The organism is Klebsiella sp. BIGb0149 (assembly GCF_004362605.1).
In the GTDB taxonomy this organism is placed as follows: Bacteria; Pseudomonadota; Gammaproteobacteria; order Enterobacterales; family Enterobacteriaceae; genus Klebsiella; species Klebsiella terrigena.
Genome location: NZ_SNYG01000004.1, coordinates 141,387 through 156,758, shown reverse-complemented (window position 1 = coordinate 156,758; position 15,372 = coordinate 141,387). Strand labels below are relative to the sequence as shown.

The window sequence follows — 15,372 nt, the reverse complement described above, 5'->3', positions numbered from 1 at the left end:
TCAGTCACCCAGGTATTGAATGGTGATGTGGTAGCCGAAGGCGTGCTGCTGAATGCTGATGGGCTCACGGCGGCCTTTGCGGTTCAGGTAGGTGATTTCCGTCACCAGCCTGCCGCGGGCGTTGCGCAGCTCGCGCCTGTCGCCGGCGTCGGTCAGCGTCCAGCCTTTCGGCAGCTGCGGCTGCCAGGCCGCGATCGGCCAGTGGCTGAGCATCACATCGGCCAGCACCTGGCTGGCGGGCGGCATCTGCGGCACCACGATCGACTGTTCGGTATGCACGCCTTTTTCGTCATAGGTGACGAGAAACAGACGGATGCCCACCGACGAGAGCCCGGCCAGCGTCACCCTGTGCGCGTCGGCGTTGAGCATAACCAGCAGCGACTGGGTCTGGCCGTTAAAGCTGCCGGTCAGCAGCTGCTGTGAGCTGAGCGTCGGCGAGATCCCCGGCGCCGGGAGCGTCACGCGGGCGCCCGGCTCCAGCCACGCCTGCGGGCGGCCCTGCTGCGCCTTCTGCGAATGGCCGCAGCCGGCAAGGGCTAAGGTGGCAATCAGCGCGAGGGCGCGGCCAAATCTGAACGTCATCATCGTCTTTGTTTCCCTTTTTTGCCGGGCATCGCCAGGGGCGATAGCAGGAAGGCGGTGAAAATCCCGCTGACCAGCACGATGCCAAAGCTGGCGATCGCCTGGGTTGAGCTAAATACCAGCATGCCGAGGGTCAGCAGCGTGGTCATCATGGCCAGGGTGACGGCCAGCAGCGAGGTCAGCGGCGTGCCGCGCGGATTGCTGAAAAACAGCGTGTAGTTGATGCCAATCCCCAGCACCAGCACCAGCGCCAGCAGCGAAAACAGATTGAGCGTATGGCCGCTGAGGGAGAGCGCCGCGAGGCCGCAGCCTAAGGAGAGTACCGAAGGCACGAGGCTGATAAGCCCTTTACGCCAGCCGAGGCGCAGAACCGCCCCGCAGGCGATGGTGGCCAGGGCGATACCCAGCAGTCCGGTGAGCAAATGGCGATAGAGGGCGAAGAGCTCGTCGAAGGCGCTTTTCCTGTCGACCCACGCCACGCCGCTGTATTTTGCGCCGAGGGCCTTCAGCGCCGGGCTTTCATTCACGCCGTCAACCGGCACCAGCACGCCGCTCTCGCCGTTCTGCAGGGTTATCCATAGCAGACGCCAGCCTTCGCTGGCCGGGCTGGCAAGCCAGGCCTCCACGGTGACCGGCATGGGACTGAGATCCGCATTGATCGCCTGCAGCCCGGCGCTTTGCAGCACGCGGCTGACCGCCGGGGAGGCCGCTTTCAGCAGCGTCAGATCCTGGCGCTGACGGGCCAGCGAGTTCAGCGGGATCGTTCGGTAGCCGTTAAGCTGACCCTGATTTTTCGCCTGTTCCAGCGCCGGCACAAAGGCTTCCAGCCGCTCCAGCGTTTGCTGCGGCGTCCGCCCGTAGACCACGAACCACTTCTGATCGACGCCCTGGCCGGTTAAGGCCGCGATCGTCTTTTCCTGCGCCAGCAGGGGCTGCGGCAGCGCCTGCAGCTGTGAAATATCGTCATCGACGCGCAGGGTGGCTATCCCCGCCAGCGAGAACAGCGCCAGGGCGACCGGCAGGCCGATGGTGAGCTTTTTATTGCGTCGCCATGCCGCCAGCCAGCGCAGCATCAGGACCATCGCCGGCACCGGACGCACCGGCAGGCCGCGGGAGAGCAGCGGATGCCAGAATATGACCGTCAGGCAGGAGGCGCTGAGCCCGGCGGCGGCGAATACCGACATCTGGCGAATGCCGGGGAAAGGCGCGAGCATCATGATCAGATAGGCTACGACCACCGTCAGCAGCGCCAGCAGCAGCGCGTTGCGTACCTTGGCGAGGCTTTGCCACGGCGTGACCTCGTTGCCGTGCACCATCCGCTCGGTCAGATAGTAGAGCGTGTAGTCGGCGGAAATACCGATAATGCTCATGCTCATCACCAGCGTCATCAGGTGCAGCTCGCCGAACAGCAGCAGCGTGGCGACGGTGCCCGCCAGCGCGCCGATGCCGATGGAGATCAGGCTCAGGAGCAGCGGACGCAGCGAGCGAAAGACCGCGACGATGAGCAGAATAACGCCCAGGATGGTGGCCACGCCGAGGGTTGAGATATCCCGCTTTGCCTGCTGGCTGGCGTAGTCGCTGTAAAATACCGTGCCGCGCGAGAGCAGCTGAGCCTGCGGATAGCGGGCCTTGAGCTCCGTTTGCAGGGCGGAGAGGGTGGTCACCAGACGATGCGTTTGCTGCATATCAAACGAGGAGCCCGCCAGCTCGCCGTGCAGCAGATACCACTGGTTGCCCTGCCGATCCTCGGTCACCAGCCAGCCATCCTTCAGCTGCATACGCTGGCCGTTTTTCGCCATCGCCAGCTGCGAGCCGCGCATCAGCATCAGCGGGTCGTTTTGCAGCTCTTTGCCGCTGACGCCGGAAAAAGCGGAGTAGAGCTGGGAGAGGACCCACTGCGCCTGGGCTTCGCCGCCGTTTTGCAGGCGGGCGCGGGTGGCATCGTCAATCAGCCCGTTGCGGTGCTGCCAGAAAAACGTGCCCCAGGCTTGCTGGCTGGCGGCATCCATCGGGCCCTTCACCGTCGCCAGCGCGTGGGAGTTCTGCAGCAGCCTGAGCCACTCGCGGGCCACCTGCGGGTCGGCCTGCTTGCCGGGGCTGACCAGCCACACCAGCTGCCGGTCAAGGCGCTGCATAAAGCCCTCATTGAGGCTCGGAGGAAAGGCGCCAAGGGCCTGTTTCGGCAGCATCGCCAGCACGCTGCTGTTCATCCGCGACTGCGGCAGCAGCGTCAGCAGCACGCCCAGCATTACCAGGCAGGCGAGTCCCCACAGCAGCGCGAAGCTCCTGCGGTTACCGTGCAGCAAATCGTTGGCGTTCGTCATCGGTCAGTTGCGCTGGCGTAAGTTGATGTTGAGAAAGGGTGATATCGGTGCGGTCGCCCTGCTTATCGTTTAGCTGAATACGTTCCAGGTAGGCCTGCCCGCCGAGATCGATGGTGGCGAAGATTTTATCCAGCGGCGTGGCTATCGGCGTCAGGCGCAGCGTCCAGCGGCCTGCGCCCGCATCGGTGAATTCAACGCGGAAGTTCTGCTCCAGCACCCGGCGATCGGCCTGGAACAGCGCCCGCAGCAGATGGTTGAACTGGAACATCTGCGGGTTGCTGTCGGCGGTGATGGTCTGCGGCGGCTGGCCGTTAATCGCCTGCACCATTCGCCTGTCGTCGAGCAGCAGCTGCATCGGGAACGGCCGGGTTTGATCCCACAGCAGGCCCTTATCGCGGGCGATCAGCATCGTCCCCTGGGATCGCAGCGGCTGCGGCAGATCCTTGATGGTGCGGGTTTGATCGAAGTGGGCGCGGATAACCGGCTGCTCGGTGAAGCGCTGCTGCAGATCGTCGAGCGTCAGCGCGCTGACCAGCGGGCTGATGAGCAGCGCCAGCAGGGGCCAGAGTTTCATGGCGTGACCCCCATGCGTTCAAACAGAATATCCGGGCTGACGAAGCTCATTTCCCGGCTTTTCTCCTCTACCGCGACCTGAATGGTGTAGCCGGTGGTGGTCCGTTTTCCGCTGGCCGCGTCAACGATCTCATAGCCAATGCGCAGCCGGTTCTCATACTCTTCGAGGCGGGCGCGCACGCGAAAGCGCTGTTCAAAGGTCAGCACGTCGCGGTACTTAACGCGGGTGTCGACGACCGGCCACAGGTAGCCGGACTCCTTCATCTGCCGGTAGCCGTAGTTGAACTGATTGAGCAGCGCCTCGCGGGCGATCTCGAAGTAGCGGAAGTAGTTGCCGTGCCACACCACGCCCATCATATCGACGTCGTGAAACGGGACGGTCAGCTCTACTTCGGCAGTAAAACGGGGATCGTTAAGCACCCTTTACTCCTTCTCTTTGGCGTCTGGCAGCTGCCAGAAATCGAAAAAATTAAACCAGTCCAGCGGCGAGCGCAGGGCGTAGTGCTCGAGGCGGCTGGCGTAGCGATCGACCGCGTTTTGGATTGCCTCCTCGCGCCCGGCGCGCGGCAGGATCAGCGGGTCGGCGAAGGGTTCACAGTGAATGTGCAGCTTGTCCTGCTGGCGGAGGGCGAAAATGAGCTGCACCGGGCAGCGCAGAACCGATGCCAGAATAAACGGCCCCTGCGGGAACGGTGCGGGCTGGCCCATAAACTCGCTCCAGCAGACGCGCCACGTACCGCCGCGCTGGGGCGTCACCGCAATGCGGTCGCCGACGATCGCAATCCATTCACCGCGCTCCAGCTTCTCTTTCAGCAGGATGGCGGTATCCGGGCCGATATCGGTTACCGGTATCAGGTTCAGCCCGGCCTGCGGCGCCATCTCCTGCATGATTTGCTTAAAGCGGCGGGCGTTGTCGCTAAACACCAGCGCATTGATGGTTTTGGTGCCCTGGAGCTGCGCCAGCGCCCGGCAGGCTTCGACGTCGCCAAGATGCGAGGCCAGCAGCAGCTTGCCGCCGGGGGCGCTGCGGTGCAGCGTTTCCTCGGCGCCGGGCGCGAAAACCACATCGCGATCGAAGCGCAGCTCGCCGCGCCAGCCGGCGATTTTATCGAGCATCGCATGGCCAAAGCGCAGAAAGTGGCGATAGCTGTTCAGCGCAGGCAGCGGCTGCCGCCGGGCGCTAAGCTGCGCCCGCACGCGGGAGAGCCACTCCCGGGAGGCCCGGCGGGCGCGGTGCGCGCTGAGCCAGTAGACCGCAACCACCGGATAGAGCAGCAGCGAAAACGCCTTGCGCCCCAGCAGACGCCACACCAGCAGCATCAGGCGCATGCCCCACAGCCCTTTGACCTCCTCCTGCTGCGCCCAGTGTACGGGGGAGCGGCGCAGCAGCAGGGAGGGGATGCGCGGCAGCATGCCGAGGAACAGCCGCGTGTGCATCCACGAGATGCGGCAGTTGTCCTTAAAGGCGTCAAAGTGAGAAAGCCCGTCCGGCGGATAGGTGACGCGCGTCGGCACAAAATAGCTGGGGTTGCCCTGCCAGTAGAGGCGGACCATCACTTCGGTATCAAAATCCATGCGCTGGCCGAGGGCGATGCGCTGCGTCAGGCGCAGCGTTGGCGCTATCGGGTAGACGCGGAACCCGCACATGCTGTCTTTCAGCTGCAGCGACAGGGTTTCGATCCACACCCAAACGTGGGTTATCCAGCGTCCGTACAGGCGCGAACGGGGAATGGAGTCGTCGTAAATCGGTTGGCCGGAAATCAGCGCCGCCGGATGGCTGCGGGCCAGCTCGAGCAGCTGCGGAATATCTTCGATGGCGTGCTGGCCGTCGGCGTCGACCTGCACGGCGTGGCTATAGCCGGCTTCGGCGGCGGCCTGCAGCCCGCGGATCACCGCCACCCCCTTGCCGGCGTTCTCGGCCAGCCGAATCAGCGTCAGGTTTGGCTCCCGCGCCGCCAGCTCGCTCAGCTGGAGACGCGTCTCCTCGCTGCTGCCGTCGTCCACCACGATGCAGGGCAGGTCGAACGGCTGCAGCCGGGCCAGCACGCGCGCCATCATTGCCCCGTGGTTGTAGCAGGGGATCACCACGCAGGGGCGGAAGGTTAGCGACACAGGCGAATCTTCCCGCTGCTGGCGGTATGGCGCGCATCGCCGTCGTGGCGCTGATAGCTAAAGGTCAGTATCTGACGCGCTTCCTGCCAGCTCAGGGCCAGCGTGACGGTGGTCTCCGGCAGCAGCGGCGCCTGGAATTTGACGTTCTGAATGCTGTGAAAGCGCCAGCCCGGCGCCAGCAGCGTGGTGGCGTAGTGCATCACCCAGTCGAGCTGCGCGACGCCGGGCAGCAGCGGCTGTACGGCAAAATGGCCGCCGAACCAGAAGAGGTTAGGGTCGAGGTGCAGGACGATTTCAACCTGCTGCGGCTGTGCCTGATGGCGCTCTATTTCATGGGGTATCATGAAAAAATTCCTGTAGTTGCGCATAGACACGCTTGTTCATACTGTTGACCGGGATGTCATCAACCACGCGCCAGTAGCGGGGGATCGCCACCGGTTCCAGCGTCGGGCGCAGCGCCTGGCGCCACTGGCGCTCAAGGGTTTTGCCCTCGCGCTGCCAGCGCTGACGGGTCTGCGCATCCAGCACCAGCAGCGCGCCAATCCCCTGGCGATCGCCGCGGGTGACCGGCAGAGCCACCGCGTCGCGGATCCCCGGCAGGTTCTGGAGCCTGAGCTCTATTTCGCTGAGCGAAACCCGCTTCTCTTCGATTTTGACCACCCGCCCACGCCGTCCGGTCAGGCGAAACTGGCCGTTGGCGGTAAATTCCAGGGTATCGTCGATTAACAGCCCGTCTTCATCGGCGATAAGCGGTGAAAACAGGCGGAAAGTCTCCCCCTGCTGCAGCAGCCTGATGCCGGCAAAGGGCTGCCAGGCCGCCTCTTCCTGACGCCGCGAGCGCCAGGCGATCACGCCGGTTTCGGTGCTGCCGTAAATTTCGTCCGTCCAGACCTTCAGCCAGGCCGCCGCCCGGGCGACATCTTCCGAGGGAAGCTGGCCGCCGGCGGAGAGGATGAGCTCTACCGGCGGCGGCGTCAGATGGGGATCGAGGCGTTTCAAAAACGCCGGGCTGCTGATAAACGCATAGCGGTGCTGCTGGCCCAGGGCGCTGAGCTGCTCGGCGTAAAAGAGCATCGCCGCGTGGAGCGGCAGGCCGAGGGCCATCGGCAGAAAGATGCGAAAGGTGAGCCCGTAGAGGTGCTGAGGCACCACCGAGGCGACGATGCGGCAGCCCTCAAGGCGGGTGGCGAAGCGCGCGGCCAGCAGCTCGGCCTCGCGGTCAAGATGGGCGATCGGTTTGATAACCCGCTTCGGCTTCCCGGTTGAGCCTGAGGTAAACAGCTCTACGCAGGCGTCGCCGGCGATGCGGCAAAACGCGCCGGGCTCCGCCATCGCGCGCCGCGCGCTGCCGATGACCAGCGAGGGTCCGTGCCAGCCGAGGGGCCCGTCGCTGAGGACGCCGTCAAACAGCGCCCGCTGTTCATTCAGCAGCGAGCCGCGGCTATGTCCAGGGATCACCGGGATTTTATGCGCGTGCAGCGTCGCCAGCAGCGCGACGAGAAACAGGTAGCTGTCCTCAAAGCACAGCGCCCAGCGTTCGGCATCGTGCCGTTGCAGCCGTTCGACCCACTGCGCCACGTCGTAGCGCAAATGGCCGAGGGTCCAGGTTTGCTCATCCAGCCAGGCGATCGGCGTGTCCGACGGGCGCGAAACGTCCAGCCAGCGCGCCAGGGAGAGAGGCGCAATCATGACGATTCTCGCTTTATCATCCGCCGGCGCACCAGCCACTCTGCGGCCATCAGCGTGCCGATCAGCAGATAGGCGATCATGCCGTTCCACGCCGTCCATAGCGCCATATCGCCATACAGCGCGGTAAAGAGCGCCATGCCGCCGTTAAGAATAAAAAGGCCGCACCAGATTTGCGTCACCCGACGGGTGTAGCGTACGCCGGCCGCGGAAAGCTGCGGGTCGCGCAGGCGCGCCAGCCGTTCAACAACCGGCATCGCGGACCACAGCGAGCCGCCGAAAACGGCGAGCATGACGGCGTTGACCACCAGCGGATAAAACAGCAGCAGCTGATGCGTTTTGAGCAGGTAGCTGGCGGTACAGAGTGCAATACCCGCCAGCGCCACCAGCCGGGTAACGGCGTGCAGCGGTCCCGCCTGTCGCCGGGTCTGGCGAAGGCGTAATAGCAGAATCAGCGCCATCAAGGGGAGCAGCCAGTGCAGGCTGTTGTGCGCGAGGCCCAGCCAGATTAAAAATGGCCAGGCCAGCAGGAGCAGGCTCGTTAGCAGCTGTATACCCTTAGATGAAGGGGCTTTCGACATGCGGGTCAGGCTTCGCGGGACAAGCGTTCAACCGCATCAACCACGTCCTGTACGGTACGCACGGCCTTAAACTCTTCCGGCTTAATTTTCTTGCTGGTCTTCTTTTGCAGATGGACGATCATATCGACGGCGTCAATGCTGTCCAGCTCGAGGTCTTCGTACAGACGCGCTTCCGGGCGGATCTCCTGCGGGTCGATTTCAAACAGCTTAACCAGAAGCGCCGAGACTTCGGCATAAATATCATGTGATTCAGTCATGGGTGGTGCCTCAGGTACGTTGAGCGTGGATGAACGCGGCCAGGGTCGCGACGGAGTAGAAGTGCTGGCGCATCTCGTCGCTTTCGGCGGAAAGCACCACGCCGTAGCGGTTTTTCACCGCCAGCCCCAGTTCCAGGGCGTCAATGGAGTCGAGGCCGAGACCGTCGCCAAAGAGCGCCGCGTCGGCGTCGATGTCGTCAGCCGACAGCTCTTCCAGATTCAGCGTGTTGATGATGAGATTTTTCAGTTCAAGATAGAGCGCTTGCATCATTAATTCCTGAAGGAGGCGTAGTACCTGATTGTAATTGAAGCAAAATATGCCGATTTAGCTGTCTTGCTGCCAGCGACGGTTCTTGTGAGTTTTCGTCGTAAAACTGGGCGATCTGCACCCGCTCGCCTACCTCGATGGTAAACAGGGGCCGGGTCGCCGGCGCATCGTACCATTTACTGTTTTTGCCCAGCATATGTTCGCTGCAGCGAATGACCACTACGCGTAAATCGCTGGCGCAGCGCACGGCAATATTGGCCGCGCCGCGCTGAAGGACCATGGGTTCGCCAGGCAGGGTGCGGGTTCCCTCCGGGAAAATTAAGATGGTATCGCCCTGCTGCAGGCGCTGCCGGCTGGCGGGCAGTAGCGCATCGGCCTGATCGTTAATTAAGTAGTCCGCCGCGCGGATCACGCCGCTGACGAACGGGTTTTTCAGCAGGGCGCTTTTTACCAGGCAGTCGGTCTCGGGCATGATCGAAGCCAGCATCACGTAGTCGATAAGGCTGGGATGGTTAGCCACCACCAGGCATCCGCGCTCCTGGCGCAGGAGCTCGGCGCCCACGATCCGGTAATCCAGCACCCCGACGGCTTTGACCACCGTTAAGAAGAGGCGAAAGCTGGCCGAGATGCTGCGTCGCGCCAGGCGACGGCGGCGAGATTTATCTCTGACCGCCACCAGCAGCAGGTTAAACCAGACTAAGGACAGCAGCAGCCCGCCAAGGCCGAACAGCGCGAAGCAGACGCCGGTCATCAGCCCGCGCCAGGCGCGATTTATGCGTGACGGAAGGCCGTTCATGAGCGGCTCCACTGCCACTGCAGGCGCTCGCCGGCGATAGTAAAGGCCGGGCTCTCCTGCAGGTAGTGGCGTAAAAACTGCAGGCTCTGCGGCAGCTCCGCCTCTTCGCCCGGCGCGGCGCGCTGCGTCGTGCAGCGCCACTCTTCGCCCGCTTCGATAACCAACGCGAGCGCGTAGGGCCAGGTCGGCATCGCGGGGGGAAGATAGGGGTGATAAAACTCCGGGAGATGGCCGTCGAAATCGACCATCAGCACGCGCTGATAGCCCGCCTGCAGCAGGCATATCGCTTCGCACAGCCCCTGCTGGAAGGTATCTTGCCCGGCGGAGAGGGAAGAGGAGACGATCGGCCTTTGGGCGGCAATGGTCAGGTTACCGACCGCTGAATTATGCACGGAGAGCGCGAAGTCGGTCGGGGAGAGCGCCTGTTCCGTCGCCAGCGCGTGCAGGATGCGGTAGTTGCGTTCAAGCTCGCCGTGGCGGCTGGTGTACAGTACGGCATCGATACGATGGCGGCGCAGCATCGCCAGCCCGCACTCAACGGCCAGCCGGCTGCCGGAGCTGAGTCGTCTGGCGGTCATCATCGGTAATTCGCTCAGCTTTGCCTGAGGCGCCGCCGGATCGATGGCGTGCGAAAGCCGTGACCACTGCTGCCACTGCGTCGTTTCGCTTAGTCCTGGGGCTCTGCCCTGCCAGTCAATTATGTTTAGTGCAAATTTCATCAACGCGAGTCCGCGGTAAATCGGTGATTCTGGTAGCGTTTTTTAACGCCACCTTGTTATTTTTCTGCTGGCCTGCCAATACGGTATGACCGACGCCAGGTTATCGGGCGCGCCGCAGCCCGCATTATTTGCCGATCGGTTTCGCGTATTTTCGATATTTTTGCGCATCAGTGCAATTTATTGTGGCAAATCTAAGAGCACGAGCCGAATATTTTCATCGTTCCGGCTGCGGCCGGACGCGCATTTTCTGCAGCGACCACCACATATCATACAGGGCGGCCTGCGAATACATAGGATAATGCCGAATCAAATCGCGGTTCGGCATATCCCGCGGGCCTTCAGGCGATTGCCGGCCGGCGTTAGCGGGATGATGCCGATATAGCGCCGGGCGCTATATTCCTCTTTAGGGGTAAGAAAACGTCCTGCCCCTAATCACTTCGCACCGGAGCGCGGAGAGCGAACGCTTACAGCGCGCTTCCCGCAGCCAAATTAACCTGGATGTCTTTATCCAAATTATGTACCCAGCGGTTATAGTTTTTATGGATTTCACCGCCGGAGGCCATCAGATTGAGGCTGCTGACGTAACGAATAGAATAACCGGCCGCGGAATAGTTAATTTGCACTTCAGCAACGTGATCGCGCGCCTGCTGGCGGGCTTTGATAATACCCGGCGCCGTTTCTGACATTATCCACTGGCGCTGTACGCCGGCTCGGAAAATAGCGTTTTTTACCTGAGCATCGGTATGGCCAGCGCTGACCGTTGTCTGAATTTGTTCGATGGGCGCCGTACGGGCGCAGCCTGCCAATGTCCCGATAACGGCAATAGCCGCCAGCCACTTAACAACCTTTTTCATGAACGCTTCCTGTCGAATTATGGGTATATGATGAGATGCCCAATGCTAAGAATAATTAATATCAGTCTCACCGGGCCGGAATTATGTCTCAGGTAAATATCTCGCACGTTTTCCGTTTTGACGTCAGGCGAGAAGGGTTTTCATCATAAAGCATAGATCGCGAGGTCACCAGCGGCAATGCGTAATGATGATGGATTTCAGACGGTTAAAATTTACGTTGATAGCCTAAAATTCACAAAAATTATACAATCCTCGCTATTCTTCACCATCAAATTAATCAGTCGGCTTATTCAGTCATATCATTCTCATCATTTAATAATAAGCAAATTATTACCCGGCTACATAATGGGGATATTATATCCCCGGCCGCCGGGTGCCGCGGGAATTCTGTTTTATTTCGCCGATTTAAGCCGCAAATGACGTAAATCAATATTCAGTTCTGGTAGCTGTTTTTCAGCGGACGACGTGGTAATGGGGAAAAACCGAGGAGGCAGACTCGCTGAACCTGAATAGCGCAGCCGGCGGGCCGGCGGCAAAAAAAATGGCCCCCGGTGGCGACACCGGAGGCCATAACCTCTGACCGTGAGTTACTGAATGGTCAGGGTATTGATAATGTTTTCCGCCGCAGTTTGCGCCTGCTGCTGGTTGTCCGCCGGCAGCGTGATCTGCAGGGTCAGCAATTTATCATCCACCTTGCCGAGCAGAACCGAAGACCAGGCGGTCTGTCCTTTGGCGGAGATGATGCTGTCCAGCTGCTGCAGCGTGTGGCCTTTGATCTCAACGGATTTATTGGTCACGACCTGCAGCTGCGGATCGCGGCTGCGCTGCTGCTCTTCCAGACGCTGGGCCAGTACGGACAGCTCTTCAGTGGTGCTGTCGCCCACAATCACGATCACCGCTTTCTGACCTGTGACATCAGAATAGACGTGCATGTTGTTGGCCTGAGTGCCCAGCTTCCCGCTCTGGTCGGTCATCCCTGCGGGCAGGGAGAAGCTCAGCTTGCCGTCCAGCAGGCTCACGGTTTGTCCGCTGGCGTTACTTTCAGCCGCAGCCCCTTCGGTTGGCGCTTTTGAATCGCTGTTATCACAGGCCGCAAGGCCCACAACCAGCAGGCCAATACCGACATATTTAACCAAATTGCGCATTGACATCTTCCTTTCGATAAACGGCCATTAACGGCTCATTCGCTTATCTTATCACATCAGTCTGCGAGTACTCTTAACCTGGCTGCAATGCTGACAAATCAGATTTATCCGCCATTTTTTTCAGCAGCATATTCAACAACATGCCGTACATCGGCAGGAAGAATACGATGCTAATCAGCACCTTGAAGCAGTAGTCAACGATGGCGATTTCTCCCCAGTGGGCCGCCATAAACGGGTCCGGGCTGCGCCAGAAGGCGATAAAGAAAAAGGCCAGCGTGTCGCTGACGTTGCCAAACAGCGTCGAGGCGGTGGGCGCCAGCCACCAGCGGCGATTTTGCCGCAGGCGGTTAAAGACGTGGACGTCGAGGATCTGCCCCAGCGCATAGGCCATAAAGCTGGCGGCCGCGATACGCGCCACGAACAGGTTGAAGTGCGTCAGTGCGGCAAAGCCCTGCCATTCGCCCATATAAAACAGCGCGGAGACGCCGTAGGAGATCAGCAGCGCCGGGACCATCACCGCGAGGATGATGCGTCGCGCCAGCGGTGCGCCAAAAATGCGTACCGTCAGATCGGTGGCGAGGAAGATAAACGGAAAGCTGAACGCGCCCCAGGTGGTATGGAAACCAAAAATGGAGATCGGTAGCTGCACCAGATAGTTGCTGGAGGTGATCACCAGCAAATGGAATAGCGATAGCCAGACCAGCGCTTTTTTACGCTGTACGGTAGTAAAGGGATTCATATTGTGACCTTTTTATGCCCGTTATCCTTCAGGCTGCAGAGGCGTTGCCGCTTTTCTACAACATGAATGAGTGAGGGACTGAAATTTGGGGTGAGGGAACCCAATTAAAAACGGCTGCATGATACTGCGTTGAGAGCGTAATGCAACGGTTGTTTTTCGCGCAAACGTTAACCTGGCTTGCGTCGCGTGCGGGTGGGGGTAAACTAGGGCCGTTTTGTAGACGTGAGATGAAAATGAGCGAACTTTTTTCCAGTCCTGACCACACTTTGGATGCACAGGGGCTGCGCTGCCCCGAGCCGGTAATGATGGTGCGCAAGGCCGTGCGTACGATGCCGGTGGGCGAGACGCTGCTGATTATCGCCGACGATCCGGCGACAACCCGCGATATTCCCGGCTTTTGTCGCTTTATGGAGCACGAGCTGGTGGCCCAGGAGATTAGCGCCCTGCCGTACCGCTATTTGATTCGTAAAAACCACTAGGCTCCCCGCTGAGCGCAGCGCCAGCGGGGAGCGCGCCCGCTACTTCTGGCGCAGCAGCCGCAGGGCGTTGACGGTGACCAGCACCGTGGCGCCGGTATCCGCCAGCACCGCCAGCCAAAGTCCGGTCAGGCCGAGCAGCGTGGTTATCAGGAACATCCCCTTCAGCCCCAGCGCAATCGCAATGTTCTGCCGGATGTTGGCATGGGTGGCGCGAGCCAGCGAAATCATCTGCGCCAGGCCGGTTAAGCGGTTATGGGTTAACGCCGCGTCGGCGGTCTCCAGCGCCACGTCGGTGCCGCTGCCCATCGCAATGCCGATGGTGGCCGCCTTCATGGCCGGCGCGTCGTTGATGCCGTCGCCGACCATCGCCAGCGGCGCTTCTGCGTTGAGCGCCATCACCGCCGTGACCTTATCGGCAGGCAGCAGCCCGGCGCGGAACGCCAGCCCCAGCTCGTCGGCGATGGCCGCCGCCGCGCGCGGGTTATCGCCGGTCAGGATCACCCCCTGCACGCCGAGCTGACGCAGATCTTCAACCGCCTGGCGGGCATCGTCGCGCAGGGTATCGCGCAGCGCCAGAATTCCGAGCAGGATATCCTCACGCAGCACCAGTACCACCGTTTGGCCGGCGCTCTCCAGCCGCTGGATCTGCTCTTCGTACGCCGCCGCCGCCCCTTTACCTGCCGCGCAAATCAGCACCCGGCGGCCGGCAACGTCGGCTTCGATGCCGGAACCGGCCAGCGCGCGCTGGGCGCTGGCGGCGGGGATATTCAGCCCCCGCTGCTGCGCTTCGCGGACGATGGCCTGGGCCAGCGGATGGCTGGAGCCTTGCTCCACCGCGGCGGCCAGCGCCAGCAGGTCGTTCTCATCGATGTCGGCGGTGACGATCGCTGCGCTCACGCGCGGCTGGCCGACGGTCAGGGTGCCGGTTTTATCAAAGGCGACCTGGCGAACCTGGCCCAGCTGTTCAAGCGCGGCGCCGCCTTTAATCAGCGCCCCGCGACGGGCCGCGACCGCCAGCCCGGAGGTGATCGCCGCCGGGGTGGAGATCACCAGCGCGCACGGGCAGCCGATCAGCAGCAGCGTCAGCCCCTTGTAGATCCACGGCAGCCAGGCGCCGGCAAAAAGCAGCGGTGGTACGACGGCCACCAGCAGGGCGACGAGCATAATGGCCGGGGTATAAATACGGCTAAAGCGATCGATAAAGCGCTCGATGGGCGCCCGGCGCTCTTCGGCCTCCTCAATCAGCTTCAGAATACGGTCGATAGCGCTGTCGCCGGGTTCGGAGATAACCTTCAGCTGCACCAGACGGTCGACGCTGGTTGCGCCTGCCGCCACGCGCTGGCCGGCGCTGCGTTCCACCGGGACGGATTCGCCGGTTAACGCGCTCTCATCGAAGCTGGCAAACGGCGTCATCAGCTGACCATCGGCGGGGAGGCGTCCGCCGGCGGCGACCTCAATCAGATCCCCGGGGCGCAGGTCGCGCTGGGCGACGGTTTCCCGCACGCCGTCGCGGATCCGCGTGGCGGTGTCGGGCTTGAGGGCCATGAGCGCGCTGACGCCCTGGCGGGCGCGGCTGGCGGCCCAGCCCTCAAGGCGTTCGCCGATCAGAAACAGCAGCAGCACCATCGCGGCTTCGGCGGTGGCGCCGATAAACAGCGCTCCGATGGCGGCGACGCTCATTAGCGTTTCAATGGCAAACCAGCTGCCGCTTCTCATCAAACGCACGGCCTGGCGCGCGACCGGCCACAGGCCTACGAGGGTGGTGGCAACGAAGGCCAGCTCGCCGAAAGGATGGTTAAACTGCTCCAGCCCCCAGCTCAGCGCCATCATTAGCACCAGGGTTATCAGCGGCAGATTCTCCCGCAGCCGGGAGGTTTCCTGCTGCGGAGTATCTTCATCGCGCAGGGTATAGCCCGCCGAGCGCACCGCGCTTTCCACCTGCGGGCGGATATCGCTCCCGGCGTTCACCAGCAGTTTTTCCGTGGCAAACAGCACCTGTACCTGGCTGACGCCCGGCACCTGGCGCACGGCATTTTCAACCTTGCGGGCACAGGCGGCGCAGTCCATGCCGTCGACCAGCCAGCTGTAGCGCGCGGTTTCCAGGGGTTCTTCGCGGGCCTGCGCCGCGCAGGAGGAGTCCGTACAGCAGCTGTCAGGCTGTGCGGCAGCGGGCTTTAATTTGAATGACGAGAACTGTGGGACTTTTTTATCCTGAGCTTCTGGAGTCGACATGGGACCCTCCGGGTAATGATAATTT

Annotated in this window: 17 protein-coding genes; 1 reads left to right on the top strand and 16 read right to left on the bottom strand. The window is 61.9% G+C overall.

What is annotated here, in order from left to right; genetic code table 11:
* The 15 genes from EDF75_RS15710 to EDF75_RS15640 form a co-directional block, all read right to left on the bottom strand.
* Entirely contained in the window at positions 1-585 is a 585-nt protein-coding gene (locus EDF75_RS15710) for a DUF3261 domain-containing protein (RefSeq protein ID WP_133600083.1), read from the bottom strand.
* Entirely contained in the window at positions 582-2,906 is a 2,325-nt protein-coding gene (locus EDF75_RS15705; RefSeq protein ID WP_133600082.1) for an MMPL family transporter, read from the bottom strand. The genes EDF75_RS15710 and EDF75_RS15705 overlap by 4 nt, the downstream gene beginning before the upstream one ends.
* Positions 2,875-3,480, bottom strand: a complete 606-nt coding sequence (locus EDF75_RS15700; RefSeq protein ID WP_133600081.1) for an outer membrane lipoprotein carrier protein LolA — start codon at positions 3,478-3,480, stop codon at positions 2,875-2,877. Before EDF75_RS15700 ends, EDF75_RS15705 begins: the two co-directional genes overlap by 32 nt.
* Complete coding sequence (locus EDF75_RS15695) at positions 3,477-3,899, bottom strand: acyl-CoA thioesterase (RefSeq protein ID WP_041143075.1); 423 nt, start codon at positions 3,897-3,899, stop codon at positions 3,477-3,479. Before EDF75_RS15695 ends, EDF75_RS15700 begins: the two co-directional genes overlap by 4 nt.
* 3 nt (positions 3,900-3,902) lie before the next feature.
* The gene (locus EDF75_RS15690) at positions 3,903-5,591 is read right to left on the bottom strand and encodes a glycosyltransferase family 2 protein (protein WP_133600080.1); all 1,689 of its coding nucleotides are present in this window, start codon (positions 5,589-5,591) and stop codon (positions 3,903-3,905) included.
* Positions 5,582-5,935 (bottom strand): 3-hydroxyacyl-ACP dehydratase FabZ family protein, encoded by a 354-nt coding sequence (locus tag EDF75_RS15685; RefSeq protein WP_123709691.1) that lies wholly within the window; start codon positions 5,933-5,935, stop codon positions 5,582-5,584. Before EDF75_RS15685 ends, EDF75_RS15690 begins: the two co-directional genes overlap by 10 nt.
* Positions 5,922-7,280, bottom strand: a complete 1,359-nt coding sequence (locus EDF75_RS15680; protein WP_133600079.1) for an AMP-binding protein — start codon at positions 7,278-7,280, stop codon at positions 5,922-5,924. The genes EDF75_RS15685 and EDF75_RS15680 overlap by 14 nt, the downstream gene beginning before the upstream one ends.
* On the bottom strand, positions 7,277-7,858 hold the full coding sequence (locus tag EDF75_RS15675) for a COG4648 family protein (RefSeq protein WP_133600078.1): 582 nt from the start codon (positions 7,856-7,858) through the stop codon (positions 7,277-7,279). Before EDF75_RS15675 ends, EDF75_RS15680 begins: the two co-directional genes overlap by 4 nt.
* Positions 7,859-7,863: 5 nt before the next feature.
* The gene (locus EDF75_RS15670) at positions 7,864-8,115 is read right to left on the bottom strand and encodes an acyl carrier protein (protein ID WP_045853985.1); all 252 of its coding nucleotides are present in this window, start codon (positions 8,113-8,115) and stop codon (positions 7,864-7,866) included.
* A gap of 10 nt (positions 8,116-8,125) precedes the next feature.
* On the bottom strand, positions 8,126-8,383 hold the full coding sequence (locus EDF75_RS15665; protein ID WP_041143069.1) for a phosphopantetheine-binding protein: 258 nt from the start codon (positions 8,381-8,383) through the stop codon (positions 8,126-8,128).
* Positions 8,364-9,179 carry a lysophospholipid acyltransferase family protein gene (locus tag EDF75_RS15660; protein ID WP_133600077.1) on the bottom strand — a complete coding sequence of 272 codons (816 nt, stop codon included), beginning with the start codon at positions 9,177-9,179 and terminating at the stop codon, positions 8,364-8,366. Before EDF75_RS15660 ends, EDF75_RS15665 begins: the two co-directional genes overlap by 20 nt.
* The gene (locus EDF75_RS15655) at positions 9,176-9,898 is read right to left on the bottom strand and encodes a beta-ketoacyl synthase chain length factor (protein ID WP_133600076.1); all 723 of its coding nucleotides are present in this window, start codon (positions 9,896-9,898) and stop codon (positions 9,176-9,178) included. The genes EDF75_RS15660 and EDF75_RS15655 overlap by 4 nt, the downstream gene beginning before the upstream one ends.
* A 464-nt stretch (positions 9,899-10,362) precedes the next feature.
* Complete coding sequence (locus EDF75_RS15650) at positions 10,363-10,752, bottom strand: LptM family lipoprotein (RefSeq protein ID WP_076946174.1); 390 nt, start codon at positions 10,750-10,752, stop codon at positions 10,363-10,365.
* A gap of 587 nt (positions 10,753-11,339) precedes the next feature.
* Complete coding sequence (locus tag EDF75_RS15645) at positions 11,340-11,897, bottom strand: DcrB family lipoprotein (RefSeq protein ID WP_076946173.1); 558 nt, start codon at positions 11,895-11,897, stop codon at positions 11,340-11,342.
* A 73-nt stretch (positions 11,898-11,970) separates the two neighbouring features.
* Positions 11,971-12,636, bottom strand: coding sequence for a 7-cyano-7-deazaguanine/7-aminomethyl-7-deazaguanine transporter (locus EDF75_RS15640; RefSeq protein WP_041143064.1), 666 nt, complete (start codon positions 12,634-12,636; stop codon positions 11,971-11,973).
* A 233-nt stretch (positions 12,637-12,869) separates the two neighbouring features.
* Between EDF75_RS15640 and tusA the strand changes: the two genes are divergently transcribed.
* Positions 12,870-13,115 carry a sulfurtransferase TusA gene (gene tusA, locus EDF75_RS15635; protein ID WP_041147480.1) on the top strand — a complete coding sequence of 82 codons (246 nt, stop codon included), beginning with the start codon at positions 12,870-12,872 and terminating at the stop codon, positions 13,113-13,115.
* Between the two features lie 39 nt (positions 13,116-13,154).
* Here tusA and zntA read toward each other — a convergent pair whose 3' ends face one another.
* Complete coding sequence (gene zntA, locus EDF75_RS15630; RefSeq protein WP_133600075.1) at positions 13,155-15,347, bottom strand: Zn(II)/Cd(II)/Pb(II) translocating P-type ATPase ZntA; 2,193 nt, start codon at positions 15,345-15,347, stop codon at positions 13,155-13,157.
* Between the last annotated feature and the right edge of the window lie 25 nt (positions 15,348-15,372).

Bases quoted from the DNA above. Each gene is read 5' to 3' on its own strand.
- EDF75_RS15665 (WP_041143069.1), bottom strand. From the start codon at position 8,383: ATGCAAGCGCTCTATCTTGAACTGAAAAATCTCATCATCAACACGCTG.
- zntA (WP_133600075.1), bottom strand. From the start codon at position 15,347: ATGTCGACTCCAGAAGCTCAGGATAAAAAAGTCCCACAGTTCTCGTCA.
- EDF75_RS15685 (WP_123709691.1), bottom strand. From the start codon at position 5,935: ATGATACCCCATGAAATAGAGCGCCATCAGGCACAGCCGCAGCAGGTT.
- EDF75_RS15680 (WP_133600079.1), bottom strand. From the start codon at position 7,280: ATGATTGCGCCTCTCTCCCTGGCGCGCTGGCTGGACGTTTCGCGCCCG.
- tusA (WP_041147480.1), top strand. From the start codon at position 12,870: ATGAGCGAACTTTTTTCCAGTCCTGACCACACTTTGGATGCACAGGGG.
- EDF75_RS15670 (WP_045853985.1), bottom strand. From the start codon at position 8,115: ATGACTGAATCACATGATATTTATGCCGAAGTCTCGGCGCTTCTGGTT.
- EDF75_RS15710 (WP_133600083.1), bottom strand. From the start codon at position 585: ATGATGACGTTCAGATTTGGCCGCGCCCTCGCGCTGATTGCCACCTTA.
- EDF75_RS15700 (WP_133600081.1), bottom strand. From the start codon at position 3,480: ATGAAACTCTGGCCCCTGCTGGCGCTGCTCATCAGCCCGCTGGTCAGC.
- EDF75_RS15650 (WP_076946174.1), bottom strand. From the start codon at position 10,752: ATGAAAAAGGTTGTTAAGTGGCTGGCGGCTATTGCCGTTATCGGGACA.
- EDF75_RS15645 (WP_076946173.1), bottom strand. From the start codon at position 11,897: ATGCGCAATTTGGTTAAATATGTCGGTATTGGCCTGCTGGTTGTGGGC.
- EDF75_RS15675 (WP_133600078.1), bottom strand. From the start codon at position 7,858: ATGTCGAAAGCCCCTTCATCTAAGGGTATACAGCTGCTAACGAGCCTG.
- EDF75_RS15655 (WP_133600076.1), bottom strand. From the start codon at position 9,898: ATGAAATTTGCACTAAACATAATTGACTGGCAGGGCAGAGCCCCAGGA.
- EDF75_RS15660 (WP_133600077.1), bottom strand. From the start codon at position 9,179: ATGAACGGCCTTCCGTCACGCATAAATCGCGCCTGGCGCGGGCTGATG.
- EDF75_RS15640 (WP_041143064.1), bottom strand. From the start codon at position 12,636: ATGAATCCCTTTACTACCGTACAGCGTAAAAAAGCGCTGGTCTGGCTA.
- EDF75_RS15705 (WP_133600082.1), bottom strand. From the start codon at position 2,906: ATGACGAACGCCAACGATTTGCTGCACGGTAACCGCAGGAGCTTCGCG.